The organism is Kitasatospora sp. LaBMicrA B282 (assembly GCF_050325825.1).
Taxonomy (GTDB): Bacteria; Actinomycetota; Actinomycetes; order Streptomycetales; family Streptomycetaceae; genus Kitasatospora.
This window is the reverse complement of the sequence record NZ_JBNQTI010000218.1, coordinates 1-11,913: the sequence shown is the minus strand read 5'-3', so window position 1 is coordinate 11,913 and position 11,913 is coordinate 1. Positions and strand designations below refer to the sequence as shown.

The 11,913-nt window shown below is 72.7% G+C and carries 12 protein-coding genes; 5 read left to right on the top strand and 7 right to left on the bottom strand.

Translation table 11 applies throughout. From position 1 onward, the window contains the following. Window positions 1-127: 127 nt before the first annotated feature. Window positions 128-706, bottom strand: a complete 579-nt coding sequence (locus ACQRUO_RS35575; protein WP_428320301.1) for an ATP-binding protein — start codon at window positions 704-706, stop codon at window positions 128-130. A gap of 403 nt (window positions 707-1,109) precedes the next feature. Between ACQRUO_RS35575 and ACQRUO_RS35570 the strand changes: the two genes are divergently transcribed. Continuing rightward, a complete protein-coding gene (locus ACQRUO_RS35570) occupies window positions 1,110-1,976 on the top strand; it encodes a helix-turn-helix domain-containing protein (protein WP_428320300.1) in 867 nt (288 codons plus the stop codon). A gap of 37 nt (window positions 1,977-2,013) precedes the next feature. Here ACQRUO_RS35570 and ACQRUO_RS35565 read toward each other — a convergent pair whose 3' ends face one another. Both ACQRUO_RS35565 and ACQRUO_RS35560 read right to left on the bottom strand, forming a co-directional pair. After that, a complete protein-coding gene (locus ACQRUO_RS35565) occupies window positions 2,014-2,664 on the bottom strand; it encodes a TetR/AcrR family transcriptional regulator (protein ID WP_428320299.1) in 651 nt (216 codons plus the stop codon). A 219-nt stretch (window positions 2,665-2,883) separates the two neighbouring features. Then, window positions 2,884-4,449: an MFS transporter gene (locus tag ACQRUO_RS35560; protein ID WP_428320298.1), complete on the bottom strand. Its 1,566-nt coding sequence runs from the start codon at window positions 4,447-4,449 to the stop codon at window positions 2,884-2,886. Window positions 4,450-4,536: 87 nt separating this feature from the next. Between ACQRUO_RS35560 and ACQRUO_RS35555 the strand changes: the two genes are divergently transcribed. Further along, entirely contained in the window at window positions 4,537-4,941 is a 405-nt protein-coding gene (locus ACQRUO_RS35555; protein ID WP_428320297.1) for a MarR family transcriptional regulator, read from the top strand. A gap of 66 nt (window positions 4,942-5,007) precedes the next feature. On the opposite strand, the gene ACQRUO_RS35550 is transcribed toward ACQRUO_RS35555, so the two are convergent. Next, entirely contained in the window at window positions 5,008-5,961 is a 954-nt protein-coding gene (locus tag ACQRUO_RS35550; protein ID WP_428320296.1) for a M56 family metallopeptidase, read from the bottom strand. A gap of 126 nt (window positions 5,962-6,087) precedes the next feature. Further along, window positions 6,088-6,645 carry a DUF5134 domain-containing protein gene (locus ACQRUO_RS35545; RefSeq protein WP_428320295.1) on the bottom strand — a complete coding sequence of 186 codons (558 nt, stop codon included), beginning with the start codon at window positions 6,643-6,645 and terminating at the stop codon, window positions 6,088-6,090. A gap of 432 nt (window positions 6,646-7,077) precedes the next feature. Here ACQRUO_RS35545 and ACQRUO_RS35540 point away from each other — a divergent pair, with 432 nt between their 5' ends. Genes ACQRUO_RS35540 through ACQRUO_RS35530 form a run of 3 tightly spaced genes read left to right on the top strand, consistent with a single transcriptional unit; the run spans window position 7,078 to window position 10,294 of the window. Beyond that, window positions 7,078-8,475 (top strand): DUF6421 family protein, encoded by a 1,398-nt coding sequence (locus tag ACQRUO_RS35540; RefSeq protein WP_428320294.1) that lies wholly within the window; start codon window positions 7,078-7,080, stop codon window positions 8,473-8,475. Next, a complete protein-coding gene (locus ACQRUO_RS35535) occupies window positions 8,472-9,215 on the top strand; it encodes an SDR family oxidoreductase (RefSeq protein ID WP_428320293.1) in 744 nt (247 codons plus the stop codon). Before ACQRUO_RS35540 ends, ACQRUO_RS35535 begins: the two co-directional genes overlap by 4 nt. Beyond that, window positions 9,212-10,294: a threonine aldolase family protein gene (locus ACQRUO_RS35530; protein WP_428320292.1), complete on the top strand. Its 1,083-nt coding sequence runs from the start codon at window positions 9,212-9,214 to the stop codon at window positions 10,292-10,294. Before ACQRUO_RS35535 ends, ACQRUO_RS35530 begins: the two co-directional genes overlap by 4 nt. A 137-nt stretch (window positions 10,295-10,431) precedes the next feature. On the opposite strand, the gene ACQRUO_RS35525 is transcribed toward ACQRUO_RS35530, so the two are convergent. After that, complete coding sequence (locus ACQRUO_RS35525; RefSeq protein ID WP_428320291.1) at window positions 10,432-11,583, bottom strand: thioesterase domain-containing protein; 1,152 nt, start codon at window positions 11,581-11,583, stop codon at window positions 10,432-10,434. Between the two features lie 65 nt (window positions 11,584-11,648). Next, window positions 11,649-11,913 (bottom strand): hypothetical protein (locus tag ACQRUO_RS35520; RefSeq protein WP_428320290.1); only part of this gene is annotated, 265 nt, incomplete at its 5' end.

The window sequence follows — 11,913 nt, the reverse complement described above, 5'->3', positions numbered from 1 at the left end:
CGTCGGCCGCCGGGACGGGCGGTGGCGCGGGTGCTGGCCGCGGGGGGCGGGGCGGAACGCCGCGCGCGTGCGCGGCGTCCGGAGCGGGGGCATCGGTCCGGGGCTCTCGTGGGCGTCCCGGCGCGGCCTAGGCGGAGCGGCGGTGGCGCCCGGGAGTGACGGTCGGGGCCGATGACCTGGCATCGGCGAGCAGCGGCGCGGCGTTGGCCTGCGGCTCCTCGGTCTGGAACAGGGCCCAGACCACCTTGCCGGCGCCGGAGGCCAGCGGGTGCCAGCCCCAGGAGCGGCTGAAGGAGTCGACCAGGTGCAGCCCGCGGCCCGACTCGGCCACGAAGTCGGCCTCCCGGGTCACCGGCCCGGCGCAGCTCGGATCGCTCACGGCGCAGACCACCTGCGGACCCCGGTGCACCAGGCTGATCCGGATCGGCAGCCGGCCGTCGGCGGGCTCCAGGGCGCGGGCGCCGGTGGCCTGCACCGGGAAGCCACCCGGCAGGTCGGCCGCGACCGGCCGGCCGATCGCGTGGCGCAGGGCGTTGGTGACCAGCTCCGAGGCGACCAGCGCGACGTCGTCGAAGAGACCGTCCAGGTCCCAGCGGTTCAGCGTGCTCCGGGTGAAGTCACGGGCGGTCTTCACCGCGTCGTAGCGGGGGGCGAGCGTACAGGTGACGACGTCAGGATCGACGGCCAGGGCCGCACCGGTGCCCATGAAGAGCTCCTCCCATAAGGGGGCGGACACGGCTGGACCCGGCGGGGTCATGCCGGTCACCTCCGACTCGCTCGGCCGCGCCGCCCTCGTCCTGACCGACCGGGCTCCGAACGAGCCGGATGAGCACGGTCGACAACGAAGCCCGCGGGGATGTCCAAGGGGCGTGCAACTGCACGTGCACCATCGTGCTCTGCGCTCCCGGCAGATGCAAGAGTCGATTCACGTGCAGTCGGCCGATTGGCATATGCAGGCGCCGGATGCACGTGCAGCGGAACGTGCCGATGGACGTGCTGATGGACGTGCCGATGCAAAATTGATAGATCCTTCTGCTGCTACCGGCACTGTGAGCGGCCAACTGATGGCAGACTGTGCGCTGTTTCCCGAAGCGGAGGTTCCCACGGCAATGACCACAGCGCAGCCCGGCGGCGGTTCCATGGTGCGCCGGATCCTCCTCGGCTCCCAGCTGCGCCGTCTGCGGGAGAGCCGGAACATCACGCGCGAGGACGCCGGTTACGCGATCCGGGCCTCCGAGTCCAAGATCAGCCGCATGGAGCTCGGTCGGGTCAGCTTCAAGGAGCGCGACGTCGCCGACCTGTTGAGCCTGTACGGCGTCACCGACGGCGAGGAGCGCGAGTCGCTGCTCGGCCTGGTCCGGGAGGCCAACAAGTCCGGCTGGTGGCACAGCTTCAGCGACGTGCTGCCGGGCTGGTTCCAGACCTACGTCGGCCTGGAGGAGGCCGCGTCGCTGATCCGCACCTACGAGGTGCAGTTCATCCCTGGGCTGCTGCAGTCCGAGGACTACGCCCGCGCGGTCTTCGGGCAGAGCCGCCCGGTGCTCAGCGACGAGGAGATCGAGCGGCTGGTCGGGCTGCGGCTGCGCCGGCAGAAGCTGCTGACCCAGAGCCAGGGGCCCCGGCTCTGGGCGGTGATCGACGAGGCGGCGCTGCGCCGCCCGGTGGGCGGGCCGAAGGTGATGCGCGGCCAGCTCCAGCACCTGATCGAGGCCGCGGAGCAGCCCAACGTGGTGATCCAGGTGATGCCGTTCCGGTTCGGCGCGCACGCGGGGGAGAGCGGTGCGTTCAGCATCCTGCGCTTCCCCGAGCAGGACCTGGCCGACGTGGTCTACCTGGAGCAGCTCACCAGCGCGCTCTACCTCGACAAGCGCGACGACGTGGACGCCTACGTGCAGGTCATGGAGCGGCTCTGCGTGGACAGCCTGACGCCCGAGCGGACCGTCGAGCTGCTCTCCTCGATCCTCGCGGAGAGCTGAACCCGCGGCGGGGCGCCCCGAGCGTCGGGCGGGAGCGCTAGCGCGGCGCGGCCTCCTGCGGCACCCAGTGCGGGCGCGGCGGTGCCTCGGCCTGCGGCGGGCGACCGAGCTCCCAGGGCAGCGAGTAGCGGGCGAACAGGTCGGCCCGGATCGGCGGCAGCGGGGTCTGCGCGCCCGGCAGCAGCAGGCCGATGCAGGCGCCCATCAGCGCACTGCGCAGCACCGCGTGCTCGGCGATCGGCTCCTCGGCGCCCCAGTCCGCCAGCACCTCGCGCAGGATCGCGCCCAACTGCTGCTGCTCGGGGTCCTGGACGAAGTCGCCGACGTCCGGGTCGAGGATCAGCGCCAGGTGCGAGCGCATCACCCGCGGGTGGTCCAGGGCCAGCTGGAGCACCGCGTCGATGACGGCCGCCAGTCGGGCCTGCGGGCTGGCGTCGGCGGACTGCTCGGCCAGTGCGGCGGCCAGCTCCAGGTGCATCAGCCGGTGGGTCGCCGCCTGCATCAGGAGTCGTTTGCCGTCGAAGTAGTAGGACACCAGGCCGCGCGCGAGGCCGGCGCGCTCGGCGATGTCGGCCAGCGTGGTCGCGGCGTATCCGTGCTGGTCGACGAGTTCGACGGTGGCCCGCATCAGCCGCCGGCGGGACCGCAGCCGCATCTCCTCGTTGACCGATTCCCCGCGAGGTGCCATCGTGTCAGCTCCGTACGTTTGGTTGACTCCGGGCCAATATATTTGTCGCCCGGGGGCGGCCGGCGGGCGACGCCCGAGGCGAAGGCGGGCGTCGGCCGGTACGGAACCGGTGTCGGTCTCACCAGAACGGGGGACTGGTGAGACCGGCGCCCACCGGGCGGCGGAGTTCGCCGGCCGGTGGGCGGGTGGACGGACGTCGGTCGCGGCGTGGCCGACCGGTCAGACCTTCTCCCCCAGGGTCGCCTCGGCGTCGACCCGACGGTAATCGTAGTCGGGCACCTCGGGCTGCGTCCCGGCACGTCGCCGGTCCAGCAGGGCGCCGATCGCGGTGATCAGCAGACCCACCAGGGCGACCCCGGTGACCAGCACCAACCCGGGCCGGTAGCCGTCCAGTTGGGCCGCCGTGTCGGTGCCGCCGTGGCTCCCGGCGGTGATCACCGCGGTGGTCACCGCGAGCACCAGGGCGTTGCCGATCTGCATCGCGGTGTTCACCAGGCCGGAGGCCAGCCCCTGCTCCTCGTCGGCCACGCCGTTGGTGGCGGCGATGTTCGCCGACGGGTAGAAGAGCGCGAACCCGATCCCCAGCAGCACCATGCTCGGCAGCACCAGGGCGAGGAAGCCGCTGTGCGTGCCCAGCCGCAGGAAGAGCAGGTAGCCGAGCACCATCGCCAGGCTGCCCAGCGGCAGCAGCCGCCCGGTGCCGAACCGGTCCACGATCGCGCCCATCCGGGTCGCCGACAGGGCGACCACCGCGCCGGCCGGCAGCAGCGCGAAGCCCATCTCCAGGGCCGACCAGTTCAGCACCCGCTGCAGGTAGAGCGCGACGGTGAACTGGAAGCCGGCGTAGGAGCCCATCAGGGCGAAGGCGGCCAGGTTGGCCCGGGCCACGTTGCCGTTGCGGAAGATGCCGAGCCGCACCAGCGGGTGCGCGGCGCGCTGCTCGATCAGCAGGAAGACCGCGCCCAGCAGCACCACCACGGCCAGCGAGCCGACGGTGCGCAGGCTCGCCCAGCCGGCGCCCTGCGCCTCGGTGACGGTGTAGACGAGCAGCAGCAGCGCGCCGGTGCCGGTGACCGCGCCGGCCACGTCGTAGCCGCCGCCCTGCCGCTGGTGCGGGTGCTTCGGGAGCAGCCGGACGGCGATCAGCAGCGCCGCCAGGGCCACCGGGACCGGCATCAGGAAGGTCCAGCGCCAGCCCACCGAGGTGAGCAGGCCGCTGAGCACCAGCCCGAGCGAGTACCCGCTGGCGCCGCAGGTGGTGAAGATCGACAGCGCCTTGTTGCGGGCCGGGCCCTCCGGGAAGGTGGTGGTGATGATCGACAGCGCCGCGGGGGCGGTGAACGCGGCGCTGGCGCCCTTGAGGAAGCGGGCGCCGATGAGCAGCCCGCCGTCGTCCACCACGCCGCCGAGCAGCGAGGCGGCGGCGAAGACCGCGAGGGCGACCAGGAAGACCCGGCGGCGCCCGAGCAGGTCGGCCGCCCGGCCGCCGAGCAGCAGCAGGCCGCCGTAGCCGAGCACGTAGCCGGAGACCACCCACTGCAGCGCGGAGGTGGAGAGCTTGAGGTCGGAGCCGATCGAGGGCAGTGCGACGCCGACCATCGAGACGTCCAGCGCGTCCAGGAAGAGCGCGGCGCAGAGCACGATCAGGGCGCCCCAGAGCTGGGGGCTCCAGTGGTTCGGGTCGGCAGCCGCGGGCGTGGCGGCCGGGGCGGGGGTGCGCCGGGCGGTGGTCGCGGCCGGGCGCGGTGCCGGGGTCTCGGGGGTCGATGGCTTCGCTGGGATCATGGACAGGAGACTACATGCACATGCATCCAATGCAAGTAAATATAGTGTGAACTCAACTAGTTCTCGTGCATGTGATAGCGTGGCGGGGTGTCCGAGCAAGAGCCTGCCGAGACGGCTGCCCTGGTCTCCGAGTGGCGCGACCTGCTGGCCCGCCACGCGGCGGCCGCCTGCGCCCTCGACCGCGAGCTGGGCGAGCACGCCGGGCTCGGGATGAGCGACTTCGAGGTCCTGGAGCGGCTGGCCGAGGCGCCGGCGGACCTACGGGTGCAGGAGCTCGCCGAGAAGGTGCACCTGAGTCAGAGCGCGCTCTCCCGGCTGATCGGCCGGCTGGAGAAGGCCGGCCTGCTGGAGCGCTCGATGTGCGAGCTGGACCGGCGCGGGATCTACGTGCGGCTCACCGAGGGCGGCCGTGAGCGCTACCGGTCGGCCCGCCCGGTGCACCGCGAGGTGCTCGCCCGCACCCTCAGCGGCGGCCTGCCCGGCTGTTCCTGAGCTTCCCGGCCGTTCCGACCGTCCGGCCGGGCCGGGCTCCGACCGTCCAGCCGGGCCCGGGTCGGCTCAGGCCCGACAGAGCGCGCTGAGCCCCGGGAGCAGCGCGAGCAGCAGTACCGTGGCCGGCGCCGCCAGCGCCGCGGCGGTCAGCCGCAGCCGGCTCAGCACCGGCAGTCGGGGCGCCCCGACGAGCAGCCGGTCCACCCGGCGCGGCGACTGCGCCTGCTGCCCCGGACAGGTTCCGTACACCCCGCGCTCGAGGTTGAGTTCGACCATCGCGTGGGCCGTGGTCAGCCGCCCGTGCCGGCGCGCGGCCCGGTCGTCCGCCGCCAGCTCGACCAGCTCGCCCACCTGGTCGCGGAACGCGCTGAACACCCCGACCCCCGGGAAGCCCGCCGCCAGCGCCTGCGCGCCCTGCGCCAGCCAGTGGTGCCGGGCCCGGACGTGCCCGCGCTCGTGGCTCAGCACGGCGGCCAGCTCGCGGTCGGTCAACCGGCTGAGCGCGCCGGTGGTGACCACCAGGCGGGACTGCGGGCCGGGCAGCGACCAGGCCTCCGGCCGGACGTTCTCCAGTACCACCAGCCGCTCCCTGCGGGTCGGCTGGTCGCCGATGCCGTCCGGCAACTCGGGAGCCCGGTGCGAGAGTTCGGCGTGCCGGTGGTCGCGCAGCAGGCGGGCGGCGCGGACCTCGCGGGCCAGCGACAGCGCGGTGCGCAGCCCACCGAGCGCCAGCAGCGCGGCACAGAACCGCCCCCAGCCCTCGGCGCCGGCCAGGCCGTAGGCGTGCTCCACCCCGTGCGGCGCCCCGGTGAAGAGCAGCCCGCGCACCTCGGGCAGCGCGGCCGAGACGGCCAGCAGCAGGCTGAGCACGCAGCAGAGCAGCACGGCGATCACCAGGCACTGCCAGACCAGCAGCGCCAGCACCGGTTCGCGTTCGACCCAGCCGGCCCTGGTCAGCAGGTGGGGGCCGGCGGTGGCGAGCAGCGCGCCGAGCAGCAACAGGCCGAACAGGGCAGCCATGGCAGTAGGTCCCCCCAGGCAGGCGTGACCGAACGCTTCGGCCCAATGTAGGCCCTGACCGCACGCTGCGGAACCTACTCGCCCCGGGCAGTGACCAAGACCACCACGCCGCCCGCGGGCGGGCCGTCAAAGGGCCAGCAGCATCGCGAACATGCCGACGCCCATGGCCAGTCGGCAGGCCTGGGGGAGCGCCCCGCCGAGCGCCGGGGAGCCGTGCCCGGTGGCGGTGAGCAGGCGGCTGCCCGACCAGAGCGCGTAGCAGCCGAAGTACACCAGCAACAGCCCGGTCAGCACCGGCAGCCCCATCGGCATCACCATCCCCGGATGCTGCTCCCGGGCCGGGCCACCGGCCATCGCCAGCGCCATGTAGGCCATCGCCGCGGCCCCGACCGCGTGGTGCAGCCGGTGCGCCCGCCGGCCCGCCGCGGCCCGGCCGCCGGCCGCGCAGAGCGAGAGGGCGCCCAGCACCCCGAAGCCGGCGACCCAGAGCGGCGCGGGCAGCCGGCCGTCCAGCATGATCATCGCGGCGGTGCCCAGCGCCATCACGGCCTCGGCGGCGTCCGACCCGCGGCCGTGCGAGCGCCCCACCGGCCCGGGGGAGCGGTAGAGGCGCAGCAGGCAGAGCCCGCCGGTCGTGGTGGTGAGCAGCGCCAGCAGCCAGCTGAGCACGGTCGGTCCGGGCATCGATCCCCCTCACCGGCCCGCGGTGACGTCGCACCCGCGAGGCTGTTACCACCCTCACCCACCGCCACCGGGCGACAGCAGGGCGCGCGGTGGGGCGCACTGAGGTGAGTTGAAGCCGACGGCGATCGGCGCGCGCCGGTGACCGCGCCGGGCAGGGCCGACTGGCGGTGCTCGGGTGGCGGGCCCGTGGGCGGCCCGGGCAGGGTCGTGCCTGGTGGGGCCACCAGTACCGGCGTCGGCGGCCGCCCCCGCCGGCCCCGACCGGACGTTCGACCGGGCCCGCGGCCAGGTGTCCGGCGGGCGGGCGCAGGGCGGACGGAGAGCAGCCGCCCCGTGGCGCGGAGTTTCTCTCACCCGCCCCCCCTTGAACAGGAGAACCTTTCGTCCTTATCGTGTCCTTGATTCAATAACTTCTGTCGAAGCAGGTCTCTCATGCAGAATCTTTCGTCGAACCTCGCTGTGACAGCCGACCTTCCGGCGTCGCCCGCGGCCGACCACCCGGCGTGGTTGCGGCTGAAGCAGGCCGTCGAGGCGCTGCGTCCGCTGCAGTCGAAGGACGGCTCGATCGACCTCTCCGCCGTCCAGCGCTCCAGCGTCGACCCGCTGCTCGACACCGTCCTGGCGTCGATCCAGGAGCTCGCGCCGCTCTTCCCGCACGACGCGCAGTACCTGACCACCGTCCAGGCCGACCTGCGCAAGTGGGCCGAGACGGGCTACCGCGAGCCCGACTTCCTCGACTCGCTGCTCGCCTTCCAGCCCGCCGACCAGCGCGTCGACGGCCTCGGCCACCTCGTCGTCTTCCCGATGTACACCCAGAACGGCAACCCCGACCGCAACCTGGAGGCCGTCCTCCTCCAGGTGGTCTGGCCCGACTGGCTGGCCGAGCTGGAGCGCACCCGCTTCGACAACCCGATGTTCGTGCCGATCACCTTCACCGACTTCACGGCCGGCTACGACACCAACTCCGCGGTGCTCTTCCCGGAGACCGTCGCCGTCCGCAAGGCCCCCGAGCGCTTCACCTGGGGCGGCATCTTCTGCGACCGCGAGGCCGCCCGCTTCCGTGCCGTCTCCACCTCGGCCGTCGAGCTCCTCGGCCTGGAGATCCCGCAGGACGCCGCCGGGCTGATCTCCGACCAGGCCCGCGCCCAGCAGACCTTCGTCCTCTGGGACCTGGTGCACGACCGCACCCACAGCCACGGCGACCTGCCGTTCGACCCCTTCATGATCAAGCAGCGCAGCCCGTTCTGGATGTACGGCCTGGAGGAGCTGCGCTGCGACCTGACCGCCTTCAAGGAGGCGGTCCGGCTGGAGGCCGAGGGCTACGAGCAGGGCCGCGACGTCCAGTACGCGATCCTCTTCGACCGCCTGTTCCGCTTCCCGGTCACCGGCGGCCGGGTGCGCAACTACGACGGCATGGGCGGCCAGCTGCTCTTCGCCTACCTGCACCAGCACGACGCGCTGCGCTGGCGCGACAACCGCCTGACCATCGACTGGTCGCGGGTCGCCGAGGTCACCAACGCGCTCTGCGGCGAGATCGAGGCGCTCTACCGGGCCGGCATCGACCGCCCGAAGACCGCCCACTGGATCGCCGCCTACCAGCTCGTCTCCGAGTACCTCACCCCGCACCCGGCCTCCACCTGGGCCAAGGGCGCCGAGGCACTCCCGCTGGACCTGGACGGCAAGGCGCTGAACAAGGCGCTGTGCGACGCGGTCCACCCCGACGAGTTCCCGCTCAGCATGTTCTACGAGGCCCTGGCCAAGAAGCTCTCCGGCGTGATCGCCGCCACCGCCGGCATCACCGGCACCAGCACCCAGGAGGTGGCCGCGTGAGCAGCCTCGACTCGAAGGTCATCGCGGTCGCCGGCGCCAGCGGCCCGGCCGGCCAGGCCACCGTGCGCCGCCTCGCCGCGGACGGTGCCACCGTGGTCGCCGCCGACATCGACCAGCAGCGGCTGGACGCACTGGTCGACCGGGTCCGCAGCTCGGTGCCCGGCGCGAAGATCACCGGGCAGGTCATCGACCTGCTCGACCCGCAGGAGGTCCACGACTGGGCCGACCACCTGGAGGCCGAGCACGGCCACGTCGACGGCCTGCTCCACCTGGTCGGCGGCTGGCGCGGCAGCAAGACCTTCCACGACTCCCGGCTCGACGACTGGGACTTCCTGCACGACACCGTGGTGCGCACCCTCCAGCACACCTCGCTCGCCTTCCAGCCCGCGCTGCTGCGCAGCCCGGCCGGCCGCTACGCGATGATCGGTGCGGCCGCCGCGCACAAGCCCACCGCGGGCGGCGCCGCCTACGCCGCGGCGAAGGCGGCCACCGAGGCCTGGACCCTGGCGATGGCCAACTCCTTCCTGAAGGAGACCACCGACGCGGACGGCGCCCCCACCGCGGCGGCTGTCATCCTGGTGATCAAGGCACTGGTCTCGCCCGAGATGCGGGCCGAGAAGCCGGAGGCGAAGTTCGCCGGCTTCACCGACACCGCCGACCTCGCCGACCACCTGGCGGCCCTCTGGGACCGCCCCGCAGCAGAACTGAACGGACAGCACCTGTGGCTGACAGCCCGATGAGCACCAACCCCGCCGGCACGGACGCGCAGCGGCGGCACGACCCCGCCTCGCGCGGCTTCGCCAGCGACAACTACGCCGGGGTCCACCCGGAGGTCCTCGCCGCGATAGCGCTGGCCAACGGCGGCCACCAGGTCGCCTACGGCGAGGACCAGTACACCGAGCACCTGCAGTCGATCTTCAAGCAGCACTTCGGCGAGCAGACCGAGGCCTACCCGGTCTTCAACGGCACCGGCGCCAACGTGGTCGCGCTCCAGGCACTGCTGCCGCGCTGGGGCGCGGTGATCGCCGCCGAGAGCGCGCACATCAACGTCGACGAGTGCGGCGCCCCGGAGAAGGTGGCCGGGATCAAGCTGCACATCGTCCCCACCCCGGACGGCAAGCTCACCCCCGAGCTGATCGACCGGCAGGCCTACGGCTGGGACGACGAGCACCGGGCCGCCCCGCTGGCCGTCTCCATCACCCAGAGCACCGAGCTCGGCACCCTGTACACCGCCGAGGAGGTCCGGGCGATCTGCGAGCACGCGCACGAGCGCGGCATGCTCGTCCACATGGACGGCTCCCGGCTGGCCAACGCGGCCGCCTCGCTGGGCGTGCCGTTCAAGGAGTTCACCACCGACGCGGGCGTCGACGTGCTCTCCTTCGGCGGCACCAAGAACGGCCTGCTGGCCGGCGAGGTCGTGGTGGTGCTCAACCCGGCCAAGGTCCGCAACATCAAGTACCTGCGCAAGATGTCGATGCAGCTCGCCTCGAAGATGCGCTTCGTCTCGGTGCAGTTCGAGGCGCTGCTGGCGGGCGACCTCTGGCTGCGCAACGCCGGGCACGCCAATGCGATGGCCCAGCGACTGGCCACCGCGGTCGAGGCGGTCGAGGGCGTGCAGCTGGTCCGCCCGGTGCAGGCCAACGCGGTCTTCGCGATCCTGCCGCGCGAGGTCAGCGAGCGGCTGCAGAAGCGTTACCGCTTCTACTTCTGGGACGAGCACACCGGCGAGGTGCGCTGGATGACCGCGTTCGACACCACGGAGGCGGACATCGACGCCTTCGCGGCGGCGATCGCCGAGGAGATGGGCCGCGGCGCCTGAGGCGCTGCCGGTTCGGCTGACAACTGGCACGGCGGACAACTGGCACGGCTGACGGCGGCCGGTCCCGAGCGGGGTGCTCGGGGCCGGCCGCCGGTCGTTTCGCGTCGGCGCTGGGGGCCGTCGGAGCTGGGTGGCCGTCAGAGCAGGGTCGCCCACACCTCGTGCTCGGCGTCGACGCCCCAGAGCAGGTCGCCGTGGCCGTAGCCCGGGAGCACCCGGTAGTCGACCGGCGTGCCGCCCGCGCGGATCAGCCGGGCTCCGAGGTCGTGGTCGCCGCGGCCGAGCTCGGTGTTCACCCAGACCACCGGGGCCTCGATCGCCGCCCAGTCGATCCGGTGCACCTCGCCGCGACCGCCCCAGACCGCGGCCAGGTCGCGCAGCAGTGCGGTGGGCTGCACCCCGCTGCCCAGCTCGGCGATCACCCGCTGCCAGACCGCGAGCGGCGTGTGCCGGAGCGCGAACCGGTCGTCGGCGGCCGTCGCACCGAACGCGTAGCTGCCACTGCTGTGACCGCGGTGGTAGATCCAGTTCGCCGGACCGGGCAGCTCAGCGGTGTGGGTCAGCGCGTAGTGCAGCAGACCGAGATGGGTGAAGACCGTCCCGGGGCGGTCGGGGCGCGGGAACGGGCTGTCGCCGGTGGGGTCGGCGCCGGCGCGGGCGAACAGGCCCTTCAGACCGGGGTCCACCAGGACCTCGCCACGGGTCAGCCGCTCGTCCATGGCGGTGGCCAGCTCGGCAGCGCGGGTGGCGAGCTCGGGTTCGGCCTGCGGGTCGTAGGGGCCTGTGGTGTCCAGCACCACGACCCGCTGCGCCCGGTTCGTCGGCCGGGCGGCGAGGTCGAGGGCGAGCGCGGCGCCGGCGGAGTGGCCGAAGAGTTCGTACGGCAGGCCGAGCGCCTGCGGGAGTGCGGTGAGCACCGTTTCGGCGTCCCGGCGGTGGGCGGCCAGGCCCCAGCCGGCGCAGGGCGGGCCGTGCTGCTCGGTTTCCGGGGTCAGGGCGTCCTCGCGCGGGGTGATGCCGAGGACGAGGTACCCGTTCTCGGTGAGGAAGCGGGCCAGGCTGCGCCCGTGGTGTGCGGTGCCGAAGTTCGCGCGCACGTTCAGACCGCCGCCGGGCAGGAGAACGGCGATGCGGTGCAGCGGGGTGCCGGCGGGCGGGAGCAGCAGGTCGAGCACCGGGGGCGGGCCCGGTTCGGTGGTGAGAAGCAGTCGGTGCCAGCCGTCCGATTCGTCGGTGGTGTGGGTGTGTGTGGCCCCCAGAGCCCTGCTCAGCTGCTTGACCATGTTCATGGCGGTTTCCTCCCTCAGCTCGGCCCCCAGAATGCCGGACGAGGCGATTTGCTTGTGGCGGGCCGCTACCCGTACAGTTCCGGAGTCGCGCCGAGAGGGGCGGCAAGAGCAAGTCGGAACGATGAACTCCGGAAAATCGGAGCGGAAATCATCTGATAAGCTTGAAACACGAAAGAACGAAGCCCGGAGGGGCCACGGAAGTGGCTACGAAGGAAGCGTCCGTTCCTTGAGAACTCAACAGCGTGCCAAAAGTCAACGCCAGATATGTTGACATCCCCGGCCTTGATCATCTGATCGGGGTTGGAGATTCCTTTTGAAATAACACTAGCG

Coding starts and splice junctions, on each gene's coding strand:
- ACQRUO_RS35575 (WP_428320301.1), bottom strand. CDS start 706: ATGGGCACCGGTGCGGCCCTGGCCGTCGATCCTGACGTCGTCACCTGT.
- ACQRUO_RS35570 (WP_428320300.1), top strand. CDS start 1,110: ATGACCACAGCGCAGCCCGGCGGCGGTTCCATGGTGCGCCGGATCCTC.
- ACQRUO_RS35565 (WP_428320299.1), bottom strand. CDS start 2,664: ATGGCACCTCGCGGGGAATCGGTCAACGAGGAGATGCGGCTGCGGTCC.
- ACQRUO_RS35560 (WP_428320298.1), bottom strand. CDS start 4,449: ATGATCCCAGCGAAGCCATCGACCCCCGAGACCCCGGCACCGCGCCCG.
- ACQRUO_RS35550 (WP_428320296.1), bottom strand. CDS start 5,961: ATGGCTGCCCTGTTCGGCCTGTTGCTGCTCGGCGCGCTGCTCGCCACC.
- ACQRUO_RS35545 (WP_428320295.1), bottom strand. CDS start 6,645: ATGCCCGGACCGACCGTGCTCAGCTGGCTGCTGGCGCTGCTCACCACC.
- ACQRUO_RS35540 (WP_428320294.1), top strand. CDS start 7,078: ATGCAGAATCTTTCGTCGAACCTCGCTGTGACAGCCGACCTTCCGGCG.
- ACQRUO_RS35530 (WP_428320292.1), top strand. CDS start 9,212: ATGAGCACCAACCCCGCCGGCACGGACGCGCAGCGGCGGCACGACCCC.
- ACQRUO_RS35525 (WP_428320291.1), bottom strand. CDS start 11,583: ATGAACATGGTCAAGCAGCTGAGCAGGGCTCTGGGGGCCACACACACC.